The sequence below is a fragment of the Bradyrhizobium sp. ISRA464 genome (assembly GCF_029910095.1).
Lineage (GTDB): Bacteria > Pseudomonadota > Alphaproteobacteria > Rhizobiales > Xanthobacteraceae > Bradyrhizobium.
Genome location: NZ_CP094526.1, coordinates 7,470,776 through 7,489,629, shown reverse-complemented (window position 1 = coordinate 7,489,629; position 18,854 = coordinate 7,470,776). Strand labels below are relative to the sequence as shown.

Annotated in this window: 20 protein-coding genes and 2 tRNA genes; 11 read left to right on the top strand and 11 right to left on the bottom strand. The window is 62.7% G+C overall.

Annotated elements, in window-relative coordinates:
- Nucleotides 1-624 precede the first annotated feature (624 nt).
- Both tnpA and MTX19_RS34645 read left to right on the top strand, forming a co-directional pair.
- Nucleotides 625-1,089, top strand: coding sequence for an IS200/IS605 family transposase (gene tnpA, locus MTX19_RS34650; protein ID WP_280984622.1), 465 nt, complete (start codon nt 625-627; stop codon nt 1,087-1,089).
- Between the two features lie 468 nt (nt 1,090-1,557).
- Nucleotides 1,558-3,471: an AI-2E family transporter gene (locus MTX19_RS34645; protein WP_280981212.1), complete on the top strand. Its 1,914-nt coding sequence runs from the start codon at nt 1,558-1,560 to the stop codon at nt 3,469-3,471.
- Between the two features lie 260 nt (nt 3,472-3,731).
- Here the strand turns inward: MTX19_RS34645 and MTX19_RS34640 are convergent, their stop codons facing one another.
- Nucleotides 3,732-5,330: a PAS domain S-box protein gene (locus MTX19_RS34640; RefSeq protein ID WP_280981211.1), complete on the bottom strand. Its 1,599-nt coding sequence runs from the start codon at nt 5,328-5,330 to the stop codon at nt 3,732-3,734.
- 233 nt (nt 5,331-5,563) lie between these two features.
- Between MTX19_RS34640 and MTX19_RS34635 the strand changes: the two genes are divergently transcribed.
- A complete protein-coding gene (locus tag MTX19_RS34635; RefSeq protein ID WP_280981210.1) occupies nt 5,564-6,295 on the top strand; it encodes a Crp/Fnr family transcriptional regulator in 732 nt (243 codons plus the stop codon).
- Between the two features lie 53 nt (nt 6,296-6,348).
- Here the strand turns inward: MTX19_RS34635 and MTX19_RS34630 are convergent.
- From MTX19_RS34630 to MTX19_RS34620, 3 genes are all read right to left on the bottom strand, one after another.
- A tRNA-Arg gene (locus tag MTX19_RS34630) sits at nt 6,349-6,425 on the bottom strand.
- Between the two features lie 498 nt (nt 6,426-6,923).
- Complete coding sequence (locus tag MTX19_RS34625; protein ID WP_280981209.1) at nt 6,924-7,088, bottom strand: hypothetical protein; 165 nt, start codon at nt 7,086-7,088, stop codon at nt 6,924-6,926.
- Nucleotides 7,089-7,166: 78 nt separating this feature from the next.
- Nucleotides 7,167-7,251: transfer RNA gene (locus tag MTX19_RS34620), tRNA-Leu, on the bottom strand.
- A 157-nt stretch (nt 7,252-7,408) separates the two neighbouring features.
- Between MTX19_RS34620 and MTX19_RS34615 the strand changes: the two genes are divergently transcribed.
- Nucleotides 7,409-7,981 carry a disulfide bond formation protein B gene (locus MTX19_RS34615; protein WP_280981208.1) on the top strand — a complete coding sequence of 191 codons (573 nt, stop codon included), beginning with the start codon at nt 7,409-7,411 and terminating at the stop codon, nt 7,979-7,981.
- Nucleotides 7,982-8,078: 97 nt separating this feature from the next.
- Here the strand turns inward: MTX19_RS34615 and MTX19_RS34610 are convergent, their stop codons facing one another.
- Nucleotides 8,079-9,164: an AbrB family transcriptional regulator gene (locus MTX19_RS34610; RefSeq protein WP_280981207.1), complete on the bottom strand. Its 1,086-nt coding sequence runs from the start codon at nt 9,162-9,164 to the stop codon at nt 8,079-8,081.
- Nucleotides 9,165-9,450: 286 nt separating this feature from the next.
- The gene (locus MTX19_RS34605; RefSeq protein ID WP_280984978.1) at nt 9,451-9,735 is read right to left on the bottom strand and encodes a PsiF family protein; all 285 of its coding nucleotides are present in this window, start codon (nt 9,733-9,735) and stop codon (nt 9,451-9,453) included.
- A gap of 185 nt (nt 9,736-9,920) precedes the next feature.
- Between MTX19_RS34605 and MTX19_RS34600 the strand changes: the two genes are divergently transcribed.
- Nucleotides 9,921-10,415 (top strand): hypothetical protein, encoded by a 495-nt coding sequence (locus MTX19_RS34600; RefSeq protein ID WP_280981206.1) that lies wholly within the window; start codon nt 9,921-9,923, stop codon nt 10,413-10,415.
- A gap of 63 nt (nt 10,416-10,478) precedes the next feature.
- Here the strand turns inward: MTX19_RS34600 and MTX19_RS34595 are convergent, their stop codons facing one another.
- Complete coding sequence (locus MTX19_RS34595) at nt 10,479-11,036, bottom strand: TetR/AcrR family transcriptional regulator (protein ID WP_280981205.1); 558 nt, start codon at nt 11,034-11,036, stop codon at nt 10,479-10,481.
- 99 nt (nt 11,037-11,135) lie between these two features.
- Here MTX19_RS34595 and MTX19_RS34590 point away from each other — a divergent pair, with 99 nt between their 5' ends.
- The 6 genes from MTX19_RS34590 (at nt 11,136) to MTX19_RS34565 (ending at nt 15,002) form a co-directional block, all read left to right on the top strand.
- Nucleotides 11,136-11,570, top strand: a complete 435-nt coding sequence (locus tag MTX19_RS34590) for an acyl-CoA thioesterase (protein ID WP_280984977.1) — start codon at nt 11,136-11,138, stop codon at nt 11,568-11,570.
- 5 nt (nt 11,571-11,575) lie between these two features.
- The gene (locus tag MTX19_RS34585) at nt 11,576-12,019 is read left to right on the top strand and encodes a PaaI family thioesterase (RefSeq protein ID WP_280981204.1); all 444 of its coding nucleotides are present in this window, start codon (nt 11,576-11,578) and stop codon (nt 12,017-12,019) included.
- A 294-nt stretch (nt 12,020-12,313) separates the two neighbouring features.
- A complete protein-coding gene (locus tag MTX19_RS34580) occupies nt 12,314-12,700 on the top strand; it encodes a CidA/LrgA family protein (RefSeq protein WP_280981203.1) in 387 nt (128 codons plus the stop codon).
- A complete protein-coding gene (locus MTX19_RS34575; protein ID WP_280981202.1) occupies nt 12,697-13,419 on the top strand; it encodes an LrgB family protein in 723 nt (240 codons plus the stop codon). The genes MTX19_RS34580 and MTX19_RS34575 overlap by 4 nt, the downstream gene beginning before the upstream one ends.
- Nucleotides 13,420-13,554: 135 nt before the next feature.
- Nucleotides 13,555-14,292: a sulfite exporter TauE/SafE family protein gene (locus MTX19_RS34570; RefSeq protein WP_280985689.1), complete on the top strand. Its 738-nt coding sequence runs from the start codon at nt 13,555-13,557 to the stop codon at nt 14,290-14,292.
- A gap of 35 nt (nt 14,293-14,327) precedes the next feature.
- On the top strand, nt 14,328-15,002 hold the full coding sequence (locus MTX19_RS34565) for a DsbA family protein (RefSeq protein ID WP_280981201.1): 675 nt from the start codon (nt 14,328-14,330) through the stop codon (nt 15,000-15,002).
- Nucleotides 15,003-15,088: 86 nt separating this feature from the next.
- Here the strand turns inward: MTX19_RS34565 and MTX19_RS34560 are convergent.
- The 4 genes from MTX19_RS34560 to MTX19_RS34545 all read right to left on the bottom strand — a co-directional run bounded on the left by MTX19_RS34560 (nt 15,089) and on the right by MTX19_RS34545 (nt 18,826).
- A protein-coding gene (locus MTX19_RS34560) for an IS630 family transposase (protein ID WP_280979624.1) occupies nt 15,089-16,155 on the bottom strand; the annotation gives its coding sequence in 2 pieces (ribosomal slippage) (nt 15,089-15,669 and nt 15,669-16,155; 1,068 coding nt in all).
- Between the two features lie 91 nt (nt 16,156-16,246).
- Nucleotides 16,247-16,453 carry a hypothetical protein gene (locus MTX19_RS34555; protein WP_280981200.1) on the bottom strand — a complete coding sequence of 69 codons (207 nt, stop codon included), beginning with the start codon at nt 16,451-16,453 and terminating at the stop codon, nt 16,247-16,249.
- A gap of 101 nt (nt 16,454-16,554) precedes the next feature.
- The gene (locus tag MTX19_RS34550; protein WP_280981199.1) at nt 16,555-17,619 is read right to left on the bottom strand and encodes a phospholipase; all 1,065 of its coding nucleotides are present in this window, start codon (nt 17,617-17,619) and stop codon (nt 16,555-16,557) included.
- A gap of 235 nt (nt 17,620-17,854) precedes the next feature.
- A complete protein-coding gene (locus MTX19_RS34545) occupies nt 17,855-18,826 on the bottom strand; it encodes a S1C family serine protease (RefSeq protein ID WP_280981198.1) in 972 nt (323 codons plus the stop codon).
- Nucleotides 18,827-18,854: the final 28 nt, after the last annotated feature.

The following is an 18,854-nucleotide window of genomic DNA, read 5'->3' as shown; positions in this document are numbered from 1 at the left end:
ATGCGTCGATCGGGAATCGAGCTGATCCGCGAAAGGATCGGCTAGGGAGGTCCGGTCCCCACTTGCCAAACCGCCGCACCGCCATTCAGACAACGAGAAATTCTGTAGTAGTCTCAATCGTCCGCAAGGCTGCAAAATGTCGGAATGGCCATTGAGCGCGCTATAGAATTTGGCGACTTCCAAGCTGAATACGAGGGTTCGATTCCCTTCACCCGTTTCAAACATCCGAGAGTCCATTCCAAACTGGCTACGCCACAAGCCTCGGGATCTCTCGCTCAGTCAATCGCAAGAATCGTTTCGCAAGCGCGCGCAACCACGATGCTTCCGTCATCGGCGCAAGCGACCCAAAGGGCGAATTTGCTAGGCAACATTCGAAACGTCGCTCGATTGCGCACAAAAGGCGGCTGTCGGTGTGAGAACTGTCCTTATGGACAGTGATACGCGCAGTGGCCAAGTCGAGCGGCTTGAAGTGGTGGATAACGATAGCTCAAGGCTTGTCTCCTCGCTAACCAAGCCTGCTAAGCCCCCGCCTATGGCGGGGCGAAAACCGGCAGTTCTACAGCTGCGGGAATGAAGTCATGGAGTCTCCTTGGGGAACCGCCAAGAACCCTCAAGGAGACCATGATGGAAGCAGAGTACAATCATCTTAATCACGCGACTTGGGAGTGCAAGTACCACGTCGTGTTTACGCCGAAGTACCGCAAGAAGCTGCTGTTCGGGAAGATCAAGCGACATCTGGGCCAGGTATTTCACGATCTGGCACGACGGAAGGAGTGCCGGATCGAGGAAGGTCACCTGATGCCGGATCATGTCCACATGCTGATATCGATACCTCCGAAATATTCGGTGGCGCAGATCATCGGGTATATGAAGGGGAAGAGTTCGATCTGGATCGCGCAGAACGTCGAACGGAAGATGCGAAATTTCCTGGGCCACAAATTCTGGGCACGCGGATATTTTGTCACGACCGTCGGCCGCGATGAGGAAATGATCCGGGCCTACATCAAGAATCAGGAAATGGCCGACCAGCAACTGGATCAGTTTGAGCTAAAGATTTCAGCTGCCCCAAAATCCAAGCAATCGTCCTAACATCCCTTAAAACCGCCTTTGGCGGTTCCCAATCAAACCTCCAGCTTTGCTGGAGGTTATTGGCTCGAAAGTCAAGTCTCAGTACGACGCCCTCGCTCCAGAGTTCGAGATTGCAGCCGAGTTGCTCAGAGCCCGCCGGCGAGCTGAGCGGCGGACACGATCGCGGCAGACACTCCGCTTTGGTAAGAGTGGCGTCTGTCGCGCGATCTACGATTTGCCAGTTCGAGTTCCCTTGCAGGCACCGGTTGCCAACGCCAGTTGGAGGTATACCGGCTCAGGATGCCGAAGGTTGACAGCACTCAAACTCCGACTGCGATCTAGCGGAACGTCCGCAGGATCATCATCATGGTTGATCATGGTTGCGAAGGACGGAACAGGCGCGAGAGCGCAACGTTCTAAATCGCAGGCGCCGAGCTTCGAACCATGCGTCTTGGTCGCTTGGGGCTCAGTCGCTCAAGTGAGGGACAGATGGCTTCAGAAGCTCAGCCTCAGGACCCCTCTGACAACCTGATCGACTGGCGGCGCGATCGCAAGCAGATCACCCGGGCGGCTGGGATGATCACCGCAGCCATTATTGTCGGTGCCCTCTATGTGGCCGGCGAAGTGCTCATTCCGATTACACTTGCTGCGCTCCTCACGTTCATTCTCGCTCCCTTGGCCAATTTGCTGCGCCGCGTCGGAATCCCGCGGGTCCCCGCAATCGTCGCGACCGTGCTCCTTGCGCTCGGGATCATCCTCGGGCTCGGAACCGTTATCGGCACGCAGGTCGCTGACCTGTTTGCGCAGCTTCCTCAATACCAAAACACGCTGGAAAGCAAGATTACGAAGCTGCGTGATGCTACGCTCGCCCCTCTGTCGGGCGCTATCACGCGCCTCGAGTCGCGCCGAGAGCAGCAGCCACAGAGTTCGCATGAGACCGGTCCCCCTTCTCCCAACTCCCAGAAGCCGCTGCCGGTCATTGTTCAACAGTCTCCACCATCGCCTGTTCAGGTCGGAGCAAAGGTCCTTGGTCCAATCCTTCACCCAGTTGCCACGGCTATCATCATGATCGTGGTCACCATCTTCGCGCTGCTTTATCGGGAAGACATCCGAGACCGTGCGATTCGCGTGTTCGGATCACATGATTTAAGCCGCACGACGTCCGCGATGGACGACGCCGGCGAGGGGCTCAGCCGCTATTTCATCGCGCAGCTTGCGATTAACTCCGCTTTCGGAATAGTCGTATCGATCGGAACGTACTTAATAGGACTGCCGCATCCGATACTGTGGGGCGTCATCGGCGGCGTCTTACGGTTCGTCCCGTATATCGGCGCGTGGATTGCGGCGGCGCTTCCGAGCCTGGTTGCCGCGGCTATCGAACCGGGCTGGTCGATGGCGCTGTTGACCGTCGGTCTTTACGCCATCACGGAATTTCTTGCCGGCCAGCTTCTCGAGCCGCTGCTTTACGGACATAGCACTGGACTCTCGCCGATTGCGGTCGTCATCGCCGCAATTTTCTGGACGTGGCTCTGGGGCCCGATCGGGTTGATTATCTCAACCCCACTTACGCTGTGTGCCGTCGTACTCGGCCGGCACATCGAACAGCTCTCCTTCATCGACATTCTCCTCGGCAGCCACCCGGCTTTGCGTCCGTCTGAAAGCCTGTACCAGCGACTTCTCGCGGATAATGCCGACGAGGCGGAAGAGCAGTTGGAGGAGCTGGCTGGCGAGCACAGCCTGATGAACTACTACGATAACGTGGCAATCGAGGCTCTCCAGTTCGCTTCTTCAGACTTTCGAGCGAGTAAGCTGTCGCATTCTGATGCTGAAAGGCTACGGTCCAATTTTGAGGAGCTCATCGATTTCGCACAAGAGTTCGACAACAAGCAGGAGGCCAAGCGCCCGTCGTCAGGCGCGGCTCTTGCTCTTGGGAGCGAGGCCCACATCTTGTGCCTCTCCGGCCGCGGTCCGTTTGATGGCCTCGCCGCGACGATGTTGTCGCAGCTGATCGAGCGCGAAGATATCGGGGTGACCACAAGCATCGCTGAGGCCTCCTCTCGCGAGAAGCTGTCATCCCAGGAGATGAAGGACGTTGCGCTGATCTGCGTGCTCTATCTCGATACACGCGCCGTTCCAGCAAGCGCGCGCCTTTTGGTCCGCCGCCTAAGACAACGCAGTCCGAATGCGAAGATCGTCTTCGGTTTTGTCCAGAAATCCGCCACCGCATCGCAGGAGAAACTCTCAACGATAGGCGCCGACGAATACGCTTCGTCCTTGGAGGATCTGCTCGAGACTGCACGGGCCGTGGCCGAACAGCGCGCAGGAGTCGCGTGTCCGTCTGCTCCTCCGCAGACTGTCTCTGAGGACGGCGTCGGGAGTACATTACCCGCGACTAGAGCATGATCCGGAAAAGTGTGCAGCGGTTTTCCGAAAAGATCGTGCTCAATCAAGAACCTAGAGCGCGATTGCGATTCATCCCAATTCCATCGCGCTCTAGCGGTCTGGTGTGAACGGGCATCGGTCGCGCAGCTGTTCATTACATTATAACAGCGCCCTTCAGCTTGCGCCAATGTCAAGGCAGGAATGAAACACTTCTCGGCGCTTCTCGGGAGGAGTCTCAAGCTCCAAAGGATTGATAGCCCCCGAAGCGTACCCCGACCTCGTTAGGACATTTCCAAACCCGGCTTGGATGGCGAGGCCAAATGGCCCTTACCGGATGCAGGCTGCACCCCGCCGACGCAAGCGATGGCGTCAAGCGGAGCCGTGAGACGATAGATGAGGCCCTCGCTTGCATATTCGATCTGTGGCTGACCGTAGTCGCGCATTACGATCTCAAGGACGGTACTACCGAAGCCCTTGCTCCGCGGAGTCGTCGCTGGTGGACCATCACGCTCCTGCCATGCGAAGCAGAGCGCTCTCGATCCATTCGAATGGTTTACCGACCAACTAACGTCGACCCATCCGATTTCGTTTGACAGAGCCCCATACTTTGCTGCGTTGGTCGCCAACTCGTGGACCGCCAGCGCGACGTTCTGTGCGGCTTTCGGGTTGAGCACGACCCGCGGCCCTCTGATCTTCACCCGATCGCCGTAGGGCCTCATCTCTGCGCCGATCACCTCGGTCAGGTCAGCCCCCTCCCAGTTCTTGTCGAGCAGCATAACGTGCGTTTGAGCGAGCGATGACAGGCGGCTCCGAACTGCCGCTTCGGCTTCCTCCACGGTCCGCTTGCCGACAAAACTTCTCGCGATCACCGATTGCACCACTGCGAACAAATTTTTGGTGCGATGGTGGATCTCGCGAGCCAGCAGCTCCTGGCGCGCCTGCGCTCGCCTGCGTTCGGTGATATCACGCGCAATCTTCGAGGCGCCCAGTATCCTGCCAGCCGCATCCTTGACAGGAGAGATAGTCAGCGAAATTTCGACCAAAGAGCCGTCCTTGCGCCGCCGTACCGTTTCGTAATGCGCAATGCGCTCGCCGCGCCTGATGGACTGGAGAATACCGTGCTCCTCATCGTGCCGATCCGGGGGGATGATGATCAAGATAGATTTGCCAAGGACTTCGGCTGCCTCGTAGCCAAAGAGGCGCTCAGCCCCATGATTCCAGGTTTGAATGAATCCATTCAGATCTTTGCTGACGATGGCGTCTTCGGAAGAATCGACAATGGCTGCGAGGCGCAGTGCCGCCATCTCCGCCTGTTTTCGCTCGCCGATGTCAACGAGCATGTTCACAGCGCCGGTCAGGTTACCTCTCGAGTCGAAAAGGGGCGTTGGGTATGGCAGAAAGGATACGCGCGTACCATCGGGCCGTTCTGCCACCGCGTCTATGCCCCTGATCGGACGTCCGACCTGGAGGCAAACCGCCATAGGGCACTCATCGTGCCGCATGGGCCTGCCATCGGCCCGATAGAGTTTCCAGGAACCGCAGAACTCGGACTTGCCCAGTTCAGGCCGACACCCCCAAAGCTCGGCAGCGGCTTCGTTGTAGTAAGTGATGCGCCCTGCGGCATCGGTCGTGTAGATGGCGGCCGGCAGCGAAGCGAGCAGCTCGCGGTACCAAGCCTCGCCTCCGCACAGGGCGCGTTCCTCCGGGTGCAGAGCGCTCTCATCCGGGTCAGATCCCCAAAAAGGTGGTCCGTTGACGCTGACACTGACGGTAGTAGACATGGTGTCGCCCCTTGCTTCTTGTTTCTCTCCATTCCGAGTACCGCGAGAAGGACCGGCGTGATGCCGGTCGTCCGGAGAACTGAAACGTTTGTTGGTCATGCCGGTTCCTCCGAATCCCGGGGCAGGTGGATGAGCGGTAAGTTCCGCCGCTAACGAAAACGGTTGGTGTCCGACAGCGATTTGGGTCTGCCCGCTGCGGCCTGAAACACTCCAGGACTGCCACACCAGCTTTGAAGCCATGTGGCACGGCGTCAGTCTAGGTCAGTCTAGATTGACGTCCGGGATGCCAACGTATCAATTGATACGCCAAACGGGCCTTTTTGGAGCTCTCCATGGAGAAGGCGCACGCGGTCCTAGTCCGAAATCTGAGGGAGCACTCCGAGCTCACGGAAAACGACGTCGCCGAGATCGGCCGGTTGACGTGTACGGCCCGCAATTTCAAGCCGAACGAGGATTTCATCCGTCAAGGCGATGATCCGGAAGTCGCGGCGCTTGTGGTGTCCGGCATGGTCGCTCGCTACCACCTCCTCCGAACGGGCCGTCGTCAGTACCTCTCGTTCCATATCTCCGGCGATCTTCCGGACGCGCAGGGTCTCTTCATTGAAAAGATGGATCATGCTCTGTGCGCGATAGGGCCAGCCACCGTAGCGTTCCTCCCCCATAAGGAGTTGCTCCTTGCATTCAAACGCCGACCATCGGTTGGCTTTGCAATCTGGCGGGAGACATTGCTGGATGCCGCGATTTTTCGGGGAGCCATCACCAACAACAGTGCGAGACCGATGCGGACGAGAATGGCGCATCTCTTTTGCGAGCTCTTTTATAAGGCGCGCGCTGCGGGCCTTAGCGAAGGTAACAAATGCCAGTTTCCGATAAGCCTGGTTCAGCTGGGTGAAGCATTGGGAATGGCGATTGCTACCGTCAATCGAACACTTCAGGAGTTGCGGGGATCAGGCACTGCGGACCTGCGCGATGGTGAGCTGATCGTTCTAAAGTGGCGAGAGTTGCAGCGGCTGGGCGACTTCGATCCGGGTTACCTCCACCTCAAGAAGCGGTCGCCCGTCTGACGCTTCCGGAACGCGGCGGCGCGACCGACTTGCGCAAATCATCTCGCGACAAGTGGCGCGCCCGACACGATTCGAACGTGTGGCCTCCACCTTCGGAGGGTGGCGCTCTATCCAGCTGAGCTACGGGCGCATCTCTGTGTTGCTTACGCGGTGCTTACGCGACGTTCTTGCGAGACTGACGTGATTGACACCGACTTCACAAGTCCTTGTTTTCCTACTCTGTTTTAATCTCCCTATCAGCACGAATTAGGTTGACACCTGCCTTCGGAGGGCAGCGGTCAGGAGCGCAGACGATCTCTTGGTTACGGCGTATGTACGCGCGGCGGTTTATCTCAGGCGACCAAGCGCAACGCGTCGCAAAAGCGCTGCGAAATCGATCCGCTTTCCGGCACACATGCACAAGCGTTCGACGACTATCACATGAGCTTGCCGCGGGTAGAATTGGACAACCTCAACCAGCCTGATGATAAGAGACTCAAGCTGCGCGCCTCCCTTGTCGGCATCGACTTCTTGGGATCGAAACAGTTCCGATCAGCCCAATGCTGCACCAGCGTGCGCGAGCCGAAAAGCGCGAGCGGTCCGTCGCTCATGTCGAATTTCGGTCGCGCGGCGCGGCAGTCGAGATTGATCAGATCTGCTTTGGGTCGGCACCCGCGCCATCATTCTTGCGGGCCATCTGCTCGATTCCGTTGTTCGGAATAGCGAAATTCGCCGCGGCGCGTTTGGCTTGGCGATACCAGCAAAAATACCAGCAAAGTGGACCGCTGCGGTGAGCTTTTGCTTGGATTTTCAAACCGTCGCGACAGTTTTCCGGGGAAATCCGGAATCGAACGATCGACTTAAGTTATTGTTATTACTGCACTTTTTTCCGTGGTGCCCCTGGCCGGAATCGAACCAGCACTCCTTGCGGAACTCGATTTTGAGTCGAGCGCGTCTACCAGTTCCGCCACAGGGGCATTCGTGACCTGGGCCGTTTGGATGGCCCGGGGTCGCGAAGCGCGGCGGACTATAGCGGGCGGCCCGTCACGGTCAACCCGCGTGGATGTGATTGTCCCGCGCCTCGACAGCGGTATTTTCGCGGGATACGACCCGGAATGAGCATGGAGGAGGGTGATGACCCCACCGGATGATGCTCGCAGGAGACCCGCCGTGACGCTCGCCACCGCCCATCCCTCGCACGCCGGCGCAGCCGGCAACTCCGCGCTGACGGCATCGGCTGCTATCGCGGTGATCGCGTTGGCGACCCTGGCCGGCGCCTGGTTCTTCCAGCTCGTGCTGGAGATCCTGCCCTGTCCGCTCTGCCTCGAGCAGCGCTATGCCTATTATCTTGCCGTCCCGCTCGGCGCGGCGGTCGTGCTTGCGGCCGCGAAGGGCGCGCCGCGCCCGGTCCTGCTGGCCGGACTCGCGATCCTCGGCCTCGCTGCGCTCGCCAATGCCGGGCTCGGCGCCTACCACGCCGGCGTCGAATGGGGGTTCTGGCAGGGGCCGACCGATTGCACCGGTCCGGTCGTGGATTTCGGCAAGGCGGGCTCGCTGCTGGATCAACTCGACAAGGTCAAGGTGGTCCGCTGCGACGAGGTGCAGTGGCGCTTCCTCGGCATCTCGCTGGCCGGCTACAACGTGCTGATCTCGCTGCTGATGGCCGCGATCGCAGCCTGGGGCGTCGCGAAGACCGCCAGGGCGTAATCCGTAGGGTGGGTAGAGCGTAGCGAAACCCACCAGTGCCGGCCGCGGAGCGCAGCCGATGGGTTTCGCTGCGCTCTACCCATCCTACGCTTTCGACCTAATCGTCGACGTCGTCCTGCGGCCGTCCGAACAGATGGATGATGCCCGGCGTCGAGACGGTGACGAACACGAAGCGCGACAAATGGTGCGCGCCGACGAAGATCGGGTCGATATGCAGCGTCAGCGCCAGCGCCAGCATCGCATCCATCGCGCCGGGCGCGAAGGCGACGACGATGTCTGCCAGCCGCACATGGGTGGTGAACGCGATCACCATGACGAAGACGGCGGAGATCAGGATCGCGATCGCGAACGATCCGATCCCGGCATTGACGTGCCTGAGCAGGGTCGAGGTCTTCATCCGCGCGAAGCGGGTGCCGATCACGGCGCCGATGCCGACCAGCGCGACGTTGCGGATCCAGGGCGGCAGACCGCCATCGACCAGACCTGCGCCGTGCAGCAGGCTGGAGGCGAGCATCGCGCCGAACATCCAGCTCGCCGGAAATTTCACCCAGCGCAGCAGCAGCGCGGCGCCGATCGACGCTGCTATCAATGCGGCGAGGCCAAGCGGGGAGGCGACCCCCGTCGGCAAGGGCAGCTGCGCGGCATGGGTCACCCCGGTCACCGCCAGCATGATCGGCAGTGCGGCGGTCAGGATGATCACGCGCATGGTCTGAACCACAGCAATGCCTGCGACGTCGGCGTCCTTCTCCGCGGCAAGGATGGTGATCTGCGACAGCGCGCCCGGGCTGCCGGCGAGGAAGGCCGAGGTCTGGTCCCAGCCGTGCACGCGCTGCAGATAGTAGCTCGAGCCGAAGGTCGAGCAGAAGGTCGCCAGCGCCAGCAGACCGATGGTGAGCGGATAGGAGCCCATGTGCTGCAGCAATTGCTGCGACATCAGCGAGCCCAGCGAGATGCCGAGCAGCAGCAGCACCGATTGCGTCAGCACCGGCGGCATCGCGAGCGGCCGTCCCATCAGGGCTGCGATGGCGACCGCGCTCATCGCGCCGGAGATCAGCCCGCCCGGCAACTGCGCCCAGAAGAACAGCAAGCCGCCGGCACTGCCGATCACGATGGTCTCGAGCGCGCTGAGCAGTTTGGCGCGGCTGGGAACGGCAGGTGCTATCGATGCGCGGATCAGGGTCACGCCGTCTTATGACAAATCCGCGATAACGGAACAATTGCATCGGCGCGGTGCAGCAATGCGTCGGCCGGTCGGTTTGTGACACGCAGATTTATGACGGAGACAAGACATTTCGTCCGGCGGTTGGCCGCGCACGGCGCGAGCCCGCGAGCCGGGGGCCATGCAAGAGAGACCGCCCCGGAGCTTGTCCGGGGCGGTCCAATCCACCAGGTCTCAACGCGACCGCTCGATCGAGACCGCGCCGTCGCCCGACGGGAGCCGGTGCGCGCGGCGCGTGAAACATTGTCGACTATTGCTTGGCCGGGGCGGGCGCCGCAGCCGGCGCGGCGCTGCCGCCGGCTTCCTTCATGCATTCACGGCGAAACTTCTTGCGCTCCTTGCCCTTGAGCTTCTTCTCGTCGGCCTGCTTCGAGCATTCGAGCGAGGCGGCGCTGCGCGGCTTGGCTGCCTTCGGCGCCTTGGCCGTGGCAGCGGGAGCGGCGCCGGTGGCAGGTGCGGGAGTTTGCGCGAAGGCTCCGCCCACCGCCAGAGCGGTGGCAAGGGCGGCGACGGTCGCGAGCGAGGAAATCTTCATCATGGGGTGTACCTCGTGGGGGATGGAGGCAGGAACGGTCGCGCGGCGATGCTGAACCGCGGATGAACGTGCGACATTTTGGCCGCCACAAATATTTTGCCGGCTGAGCGGGCGCGTGCGTTGTCGCACGCGCCGGTTGCGCTAGGATAATGGTCTTACGCCATTGCCCCCAAGGGAGACCAGGGATGACCATCAAGACCAGATTGTTGTGCGTGATTGCCGTATCGGGTTTCGCAGCCTTTGCGGCGAGCGCGCCAGCGCATGCCCTGACCATGCAGGAGTGCAGCGCCAAGTACAAGGCCGCCAAGGCCGACGGCACCCTCAACGGCGAGAAGTGGAATGATTTCCGCAAGACCCAGTGCGGCGCCGACGCAACCCCGGCTGCGGCACCTGCCGCGCCGCCTCCGGCTGCCGCCGCGCCCGCGCCGGCCGCGCCGAAGGAAGCCAGGAAGGAAGCCGCTCCCGCCGCGGCACCGGCAATGCCCGCAGGTCAGGCGGTGTTTCCGAACGCCGTCGATCCCAAATACTCCAAGGAATCCGAGGGCAAAGCGCGCATGCACACCTGCGTCGACCAGTACAAGGCCAACAAGGCCACCGGCGGCAATGGCGGCTTGAAGTGGATCCAGAAGGGCGGCGGCTATTACAGCGAATGCAACAAGCGCCTGAAGGGCGCAGCCTGAGCTCGCATATCGATGTTGAAGAGCGGCCGGCACCGCGCCGGCCGCTTTTTTATGGCTCGTCTTTTATGGCCCGTCGTCGAGCAGCTTGTCCGCCGATTTGGCCAGCAGTTGCGCCCGCCCGCGCGGGCCGCGTTCGAGAAACAGCAGGCTCTGGCCGAAGATGAAGCAGTAGAACAGGAAGGCCTTGGCGTCGGCCTGTTCAGCCGCAAGTCCGGTCGCGCGATAGAGCTGTCCGACATTCTTCAGCCGCGCGGCATCGACGCTGGCGACCGCGCTCGCCGCGGCCTCGTCGGTGCGTGCCCACTGGCGGATCGCAAGCTCGATCGCCATCGCTTCGGTGTTCATGTGCTCGGAATAGAGCGTGATGATCGCCTTCAGCCGCTCGCGCGCGGTCGCGCCGTCGAGCGCGGTGTGCTTCTCGATCGTGGCGATGCGGCCGTCGCGCCAGCGCGACAGCATGGCCTCGAGCAGCGCGGCGCGATCCCTGAAGCGGCGGTAGAAGCCGCCCTTGGTGACGCCGAGATTCTTCGCCAACACCTCGACCCGCACGCCGTCGACGCCGGAGCGCGCGAGCTCGGCAAAGCCGGCGGCAACCCAGACATCGCTCTTGCCTTCGGTCATCTCGTCTCCAGCGCGCGGCCTTGTGATACGGTACCGTATTGCTAGCCTGTCTGGCCGCTGATACGCTACCGTATCAAAATGAAAAACGGGAACGGCACGATGGAAGGCGAGGCGACCTATTGCGGCACGGTCTATCCCTGGCATTGCGATCACGTCGGCCACATGAACGTCATGTGGTACGTCGGCAAGTTCGACGAGGCGAGCTGGAACATGTTCGCGCGGCTCGGCCTGACGCCGGGCTATCTGCGCGAGTCCGGCCGCGGCATGGCCGCCGTGCAGCAGAACATCTCCTACAAGCGCGAGCTGCTCGCCGGCGATATCGTCGAGGTCAAGAGCCGGCTCCTGGAATTCCGCGACAAGTCGATCCGCCTGCTGCACGAGATGCGCAATGCCGAAACCGGCGAGGTTGCCGCGACCTGCGAGATCACGGCCGTGCACATGGATCGCGCCGCGCGCAAGTCGGCGCCGTTCGCTCCGGCGATCCGCTACACCGCGATGCAGCACCTGGTCCCGTCAGACCCAACGCCTGCGTGACCGTCATGCCGTCCTTCCAGCCGAAAAACCCGGACTATCGCGCCGTCGCGGTTGATATGTTCAAGCGCCAGCGCGCGATGCAGACGCTCGGAATCTCGATCGCGCGCATTGAGCCCGGCGAGGTCGAGCTCGCGATGCCCTATTCGGCCGACTTCACCCAGCAGAACGGGTTCGTTCATGCCGGCATCATCACGGCGGGTCTCGACAATGCCTGCGGCGTCGCCGCCTTCACGCTGATGCCCGCCGGCTCTGATATTCTGACGGTGGAGTTCAAGACCAATCTGCTGGCGCCGGCCAAGGGCGAGCGCTTCGCCTTTCGCGCCCATGTGGTCAAACCTGGCCGCACGCTGACGTTTTGCGAAGCCGGGGCCTATGCGCTCAACGACGGCGCCGAGTCGCTGGTCGCGACCATGACCGGCACGTTGATGGCGCTGCCGCGGCGGGAGTAATAAAGCCAAGCGCGAGAATCCATTTCCGTCATGCCCGCGCAAAGGCTTCGCCTTTGTCGCTGGAGGAGCCGCATAGCGGCGTCTCGAAGCATGAACGGCCCGGCCGGTGGCCGGGCGTTGCGCTATCCACGTCATTGCGAGCGAAGCGAAGCAATCCATTACGTCCGGCCGTACCGAAAGATGGATTGCTTCGTCGCTGGCGCTCCTCGCAATGACGCAGCTGTGTACACTGCGATGCATTGACAAGCTCCGGCCGCGGCGACCTGATAGGCGGATCGTGGGGACGCCTCTCGCATGATTGCCAGCCTCAGCCTGATCCTGCTCTGCCAACTGATCGGCGAAGTCGCGGTGCGCGCGCTTGGCGCGCCGGTGCCGGGCCCGGTGGTCGGCCTGATGCTGCTGTTGTTGCTGTTGCTTGCGCGCGACCGTTTTCCGGCGTTTGCGCGCGGGCCGCTTCGCGACGACGGCGTCGAGAACACGAGCCGCGCGATGCTGGCCAATCTCTCGCTGCTGTTCATCCCGGCGGGCGTCGGCGTGGTGCAGAAGCTGGATTTGCTCGCCGAGCACGGCGTCGCGATCCTGGCGATCCTCGCGATATCGGTCATCATCACGCTGCTGGCGACGGTCGCGACCTTCGTCGCGGCCAGCAGCGTGCTGTCAGGCGGCGAGGACAAACCGTGAGCGACAATCCATTCTCGCTCTGGGTTTATCTCTCGCAGTCGCCGCTGCTGTGGCTGACGGTGACGCTGCTGACCTATGCGGCGGCCGATGCGGTGTCGCTCAGGACGCGCCGCCACCCGCTCGCCAATCCCGTGCTGCATTCGGTGTGGATCATCGGCGTCTTCCTGCTGCTGACGAAGACCTCCTACACCACCTATTTTGCCGGCGCGCAGTTCGTGCATTTCCTGCTCGGTCCCGCCACCGTCGCGCTCGCGGTGCCGCTGTACGAGAACCGCCGGCGGGTCGCCGCCGCGATCCTGCCGATGCTGGTGGCGCTCGCGGTCGGCTCGATCACGGCGATCGTCTCCGTCGTGCTGCTGGCGCAGGCCTTCGGCCTGCCGCGCGAGGTCATCCTGTCGCTGGCGCCGAAGTCGGTGACGGCGGGCGTCGCCATGGGCATCAGCGAATCCCTGCACGCCGATCCGTCGCTGACCGCGGTGTCGGTGATCCTCACCGGCATCATGGGGGCGATCGTGGTGACGCCCCTGATGAACTTGACCGGCGTCACTGATTATCGCGCCCGTGGCTTTGCCGTCGGCATCGCCGCGCATGGCATCGGCACCGCGCGTGCCTTCCAGGTCGATGAGGTGGCGGGCGTCTTCGCCGGCATCGCGATGAGCCTGAATGCCCTGGTCACCGCGCTGCTGGTGCCGCTCGCCGTGACATTTCTGGTGCACTGACGGCAATTGCAGTGCAGTTTTGTGCTATGAGTATGGCGTTGGGCAGCAAATCCTTCTAGGGTTGCCGCCTCAAACGCGAGTCTGTTCCCCTTGGTCTTCTCCGCAACGCAAAGTTTGCTCGGACTGGCATCGGGCATGCTGGTCGGTTTTTCGCTCGGCCTGGTCGGCGGCGGTGGATCGATCCTGGCGGTGCCGCTGATGGTCTATGTGGTTGGCGTGCCCGAGCCGCATGTCGCGATCGGCACGTCGGCGATCGCGGTCGCCGCCAATGCCGCAATCAATCTCTCCAACCATGCCCGCGGCGGCACGGTGATCTGGTCCTGCGCGATCGTGTTCGCGCTCGCCGGCATGTGTGGCGCGTTCGGCGGCTCGATCCTCGGCAAGATGCTCGACGGGCAGAGGCTGCTCGCGCTGTTCGCGCTGGTGATGCTGGTGATTGCCGCCCTGATGCTGAAGGCCCGCGCGCGGGTCGGAGTGACCGATGTCAAGTTCAGCATGGACAACATGCCGGCGATCGTCGGCCTCGGGCTTACGACCGGCACCATGTCGGGCTTTTTCGGCATCGGCGGCGGCTTCCTGATCGTGCCGGCCCTGATGCTGGCGACCGGCATGCCGATCATGAACGCGGTCAGCTCCTCGCTGGTCGCCGTCACCGCCTTCGGCATGACGACGGCGTTGAGCTATGCATGGTCCGGGCTGGTGTCGTGGGGGCTGGCGGCGCTATTCGTCGCGGGCGGCATCGCCGGGGGGTTGGTGGGAACGCGCAGCGCCCGGCACCTGTCGGTACGCCGCGGTGCGCTCAATATCGTATTCGCGACTGTCATTATCGTGGTGGCAATCTATATGCTGGTGCGTAACATCCACGGGTCCTGAGCGTAGGAACGAAGGGCCCCCCGCGAAAGCCAGATATGAACCGCTTGACGAGACCATCCGTGATCACCCCCACCCGCCGCGACGCGCTTGGCCTGTTCGGTGCCGGCGTCGCCCTGCTGGCCGCGGGAGCCGCCTGTGCCGAGGAAGAAGAGAAGGTCCTGACCGAAGCGCAGGTGCTGCGCGACCCGGATATCCCGGTGGCGGGCAATCCCGACGGCGACATCACCATCGTCGAATGGTTCGACTACAACTGCCCGTATTGCCGCAAGCTCGAACCGGAGCTGCGCCAGGTGGTGCAGGACGACGGCAAGGTCCGGCTGGTGCTGAAGGACTGGCCGATCCTGGGGCCGGTGTCCAAGGTTGCCGCGCGGATGGCGCTCGCCGCGCGTTACCAGAACAAATTCCTGGTCGCGCATGAGGCGATGATGGCGGTCAATTCGCGCATCACCGAGCCGCGCGTCAGCGAATTGCTCTCGGGCGCCGGCCTCGACATGGATCGCCTCAACAAGGATCTCAACGCCAACGCGAAGGCGATCGACGCGGTGCTCGCGCGCAACAACGAGCAGGCGGAAGCCTTCGGATTCAACGGCACGCCGTCCTTCATCGTCGGCAAATATCGCGTGCCCGGCGTGCTCACGATGGATCAGTTCGAGCAGGCCATCGCCGACGCCCGCAAGGCGAATATGGGCCGCAAGATCGAGAAGAACTAAACCCGTCGCAACGAGTCACGGCCTCTTCTGTAGGGGAGAGGCCGGTTGCTGTGGGGCGTTCCGGATAAGGCCTTATACCAATGGCCCTAAGGATTGACTGTTGCCCAAGTGCGGCTTGTGATTGAGGCGATGCGATCTGGATCATTTGCGAAGAAGTTCCAGGCTTCGCAGGTCTTGGCGACGATATCGTCGTAGTCGTCGAAGACGGTGATGGCGAGCTTGTTGGCGCGCAGGTACTGCCAGACGTTTTCAATCGGATTGAGCTCGGGCGCATAAGGCGGCAGCTGTAACAGAGTGATATTTTCCGGAGCTCGGACGGTGCCGGCACTGTGATAGCCGGCGCCGTCGAAGACGAGAACGGCATGTGCGTCGGGTGCAACTTTGCGGCTGATTGCCTCCAAATGCAGTGACATCGCCTCTGCATTTGCCGTCGGCATGACAAGACCCGCGGCGACGCCACGTTGAGGACAGGCGGCACCGAAGAGATAAGCCCAATCGTAACGTCGATCGCGCGGCGCGCGAGGCCGTGAGCCACGCTTGGCCCACACGCGTGTCAGCGTGCCCTGCTGGCCGATCCGCGCCTCGTCCTGGAACCAGATTTCGATCGGCTTGCCTTGGGCGTGAGCGGGGAGCGTTGTCGTGAGGGTCGTAGCAAAGTTTTTTTGAACGCTTCCTGAGCCGCTTCATCGGCTTGCGGATGGCGCGGCCGCACCGAGAGCCGGCGGTACCCGAGCTTGGCCAGAACCTTGCCGACCGAACGTTCGTGCAGTTTGACGCCAAACCGCCGCTCAAGCGCGTCGCGCAAATCCACCCGCCGCCAACGTACGACCCCATGCTGCTCAGGATCGGGACCGGCCTCGACCAACGCGGCCAATTCGGCCTGCTGCTCTGTCGTCAGCCGCGACCGCGGTCCCGTCGGTTTGCGCGACCGCAGTCCCGCCAAGCCTTCGGCGTTATAACGATGCACCCAGTCCCGCAGGGTCTGACGATCCATCCCGCAACTTTCGGCTGCCTTCTTGCGGTCCGCGCCCTCCAGCACAAGCGCAAGCGCCAATATCCGCCGCGCTACCGTACTATTCTTCTCTCTGCGCGCCGCCTTCCGAAGCTCGCCCGCGGTCAAATCAAGCCGCGTAATCGCTACCGCTGCCCCCATCGATATTGCTCCTGTCTACGCAGCAACATCGATTCAGAAACTCACTGATTTGGGAATCCCAAATGTGAGTCAAATCCGGGGGCCGTTGGTATTACTTCGATGCGACCTTGGTCCATTCCTCATGGGCCCGCGCCTTCAGCGCGTTCCAGTCCTGAGCCGCGACATCCCAATTGACGAGTGTCCGGTTTTCCTGCGCCACCTGTCCGTTCGCCACGCTCGATGTCTGCATGGAATCGTAGACATAGACGCCGGCGACCAGTAGCAGCGCGCCCAAGATCATTCCGAAAAAGGTCTGCATCACGAGTCCTCCGGTGTTGGCGGATAACGTCGAGGCGGAGGGGATGGTTCCGGGGCAGCGGCACGAGGCGTTCCGATGGCGAAATGGTGGCGGCCGCCAGATCATCCGTTCAGCCACTGCAATATCTCGCCGTTGATCTCGCGGGGATAGGCGTGGCTGAGATCGTCAAGCTCGCGATAGATCACCCTGGCGCCGGCGGCCGACAGCAGTCCCTGGGTCTGCCGTGCGGCCTGCACCGGAAACATCCAGTCGAGGCGGCCATGGGTGATGAAGATCGGCAGGCCCCGTAAGCGGTCCGCATCGGCGATCTCCGCCATCAGCGGATGGAAAGTTGCCGCAACGGGAGCAAGATGCGTGAAGCGCGAGGCGCCGTCGAGGCCGGTGACGTAGCTGAACGTGCCGCCGTCGCTCATGCCGGTCAGCAGCATGCGCGTCTCGTCGATCCGCCAGCGTTCACGCACCTGGTCGAGAATGCGGTTGAGGTTCGGCGTATCGCTGTCGTTGCCCATCAGCGCCCAGGTCGATCCCGTCGCGGTCGGCGCGATCAGGATGGCGCCGCGGCTACGGGCATCGCGCAGCCAGCTCCACAGGAAACCGCGGCCGTTGCCGCTGCCGCCGTGCAGCGCCATCACCAGCGGCCAGGCGCGATCGGGCGTATAATATTCCGGCACGTACATCGAGAAGCCGCCGCGGCTGCCAGGTTCGTTGCGCTCGTGAAACATGCCGGTGTTCTCATTGGGCGCGGCCGCGAGCGTGGCCTGCAGCTCGGCGTCCTCGCGCAATTCCGGCGCGATGAAGAATCCGCTCACCGGCGGCAGCTCGGTGAGCGGATAGAGCGCCTCCTGCGCCCGCGGCAAATAGCGCAGCGCGCGGAACACGCTGACGAGATCGCCCTCGCCGTTCTGCACCGCGCGCAGGCCCGCATAGCCCGCCAGCGCGGCATCGATTGCGGCTTCGAGCGCCGTCTTGATGTGCGCGAATTTTTCCGGCCAGTCGGCGAGCCGCGGCCGCACCGCCTGCAAGGCTTCGTCGGGTTCGCCCGCGATTTGCATCACGCGGCCGAAATCCGGCGGGTTGAGATTGCGCGCGACGAACGACAGCGATTCCAGCGTCTGCAACAGCGGTGGCAGCACGGCCACCATGTCGTCCACCACGGCCTCGCTCATCGGTGCCATCCTTCCTGGTGCTAGAGCGTGAGAAGATGAGGGTGAGGTGCAGTTACACGGGGACAGCACTCCCTCTCCCGCTTGCGGGGGAGGGCCGGGGTGGGGGTGTTGCCACGAGCGAAAATCTTTGAGTGGAGCCCCAACCGTATCGCATCTACGATGCGATACGTCCTCCCCCGCAAGCGGGAGAGGTGGTGCGAGCCCGTGGATAGTATCATTCATCCGAAATTGCGCTTCAGTGCAGCCTCGGCGCCTTCAACAGCTTGGTGCGGTCGATCGAGGTCAGCGTCACGTCGAAGGTGACGCCCTCGTGGTAGACGGTCAGCGGCACGTCGACGCCGGCGGAGCCGAGCGACCACAGCGTGCGGTAGAAGTCGGTCTGGCTCGTCATCTTCTCGCCTGCGACCGCCAGGATCACGTCGCCGGTCTTCAGTTCGGCGCGCGCCGCCGGTCCCTTGCCGGCGATGCCGACCACGACGACACGGTTGTCGATCTCGGTTGTGTACATGCCGAGCCAGGGGCGCGCCGGCTTGTTGACGCGGCCGAATTTGCGCAGATCGTTCAGCACCGGATTCAAGAGGTCGATCGGCACGATCATGTTGACGTGCTCCGCCCGGCCCGAGCGCTCGCGTTCGAGCTGCAGCGAGCCGATGCCGAGCAGCTCGCCGGTATCGGAGATCAGCCCGGTGCCGCCCCAGTTCGGATGCGCCGGATGAGTGAAGATCGCCTCGTCGAGCAAATACTCCCAGTAGCCGGCGAATTCCTGCTTCGCCGCAATCTGGCTTGCGACCGAGCGCGTGCGTCCGCCGGCGCCGCCGACCACGACATTGTCGCCGATCCGCGTGGCCGCGGACGAGCCGATCGGCAACGGGTCGAGATCGAGCCGGCCGAGCGCCTGCACCAGGCCGAAGCCGGATTCGAAATCGAAGCCGAGCGCATGTCCCTCGACCGCACGGCCGTCGCCGAGATGCAGCCACACCGCTTCGGCTTCTGTGATCAGGTAGCCGATCGTCAGCACCAGCCCGTCGTCGATCAGCACGCCATTGCCGGCGCGCTCGGTGCCGAGCGTCTCGGCGCTGAACGCGTCAGGCGGAATGATCGAATGCAGGCCGACCACGCTCGTCAGCGCGCGATCGAGATCGAAGCGATAATCTTCGGAGCGAGGCTGAAAGGCCGGCGGCACTTTCCATTCGGTCAATGAAGGCATGAAGGATCTCCTGGCGTGCAGGGCGAGG

Excerpts from the sequence above, each read along its gene's own strand:
- MTX19_RS34550 (WP_280981199.1), bottom strand. The coding sequence starts at position 17,619 with ATGAGCGAGGCCGTGGTGGACGACATGGTGGCCGTGCTGCCACCGCTG.
- MTX19_RS34600 (WP_280981206.1), top strand. The coding sequence starts at position 9,921 with ATGACCATCAAGACCAGATTGTTGTGCGTGATTGCCGTATCGGGTTTC.
- MTX19_RS34565 (WP_280981201.1), top strand. The coding sequence starts at position 14,328 with ATGAACCGCTTGACGAGACCATCCGTGATCACCCCCACCCGCCGCGAC.
- tnpA (WP_280984622.1), top strand. The coding sequence starts at position 625 with ATGGAAGCAGAGTACAATCATCTTAATCACGCGACTTGGGAGTGCAAG.
- MTX19_RS34580 (WP_280981203.1), top strand. The coding sequence starts at position 12,314 with ATGATTGCCAGCCTCAGCCTGATCCTGCTCTGCCAACTGATCGGCGAA.
- MTX19_RS34615 (WP_280981208.1), top strand. The coding sequence starts at position 7,409 with ATGACCCCACCGGATGATGCTCGCAGGAGACCCGCCGTGACGCTCGCC.
- MTX19_RS34570 (WP_280985689.1), top strand. The coding sequence starts at position 13,555 with ATGCTGGTCGGTTTTTCGCTCGGCCTGGTCGGCGGCGGTGGATCGATC.
- MTX19_RS34545 (WP_280981198.1), bottom strand. The coding sequence starts at position 18,826 with ATGCCTTCATTGACCGAATGGAAAGTGCCGCCGGCCTTTCAGCCTCGC.
- MTX19_RS34645 (WP_280981212.1), top strand. The coding sequence starts at position 1,558 with ATGGCTTCAGAAGCTCAGCCTCAGGACCCCTCTGACAACCTGATCGAC.
- MTX19_RS34640 (WP_280981211.1), bottom strand. The coding sequence starts at position 5,330 with ATGACCAACAAACGTTTCAGTTCTCCGGACGACCGGCATCACGCCGGT.
- MTX19_RS34555 (WP_280981200.1), bottom strand. The coding sequence starts at position 16,453 with ATGCAGACCTTTTTCGGAATGATCTTGGGCGCGCTGCTACTGGTCGCC.
- MTX19_RS34595 (WP_280981205.1), bottom strand. The coding sequence starts at position 11,036 with ATGACCGAAGGCAAGAGCGATGTCTGGGTTGCCGCCGGCTTTGCCGAG.
- MTX19_RS34585 (WP_280981204.1), top strand. The coding sequence starts at position 11,576 with ATGCCGTCCTTCCAGCCGAAAAACCCGGACTATCGCGCCGTCGCGGTT.
- MTX19_RS34605 (WP_280984978.1), bottom strand. The coding sequence starts at position 9,735 with ATGAAGATTTCCTCGCTCGCGACCGTCGCCGCCCTTGCCACCGCTCTG.
- MTX19_RS34590 (WP_280984977.1), top strand. The coding sequence starts at position 11,136 with ATGGAAGGCGAGGCGACCTATTGCGGCACGGTCTATCCCTGGCATTGC.
- MTX19_RS34635 (WP_280981210.1), top strand. The coding sequence starts at position 5,564 with ATGGAGAAGGCGCACGCGGTCCTAGTCCGAAATCTGAGGGAGCACTCC.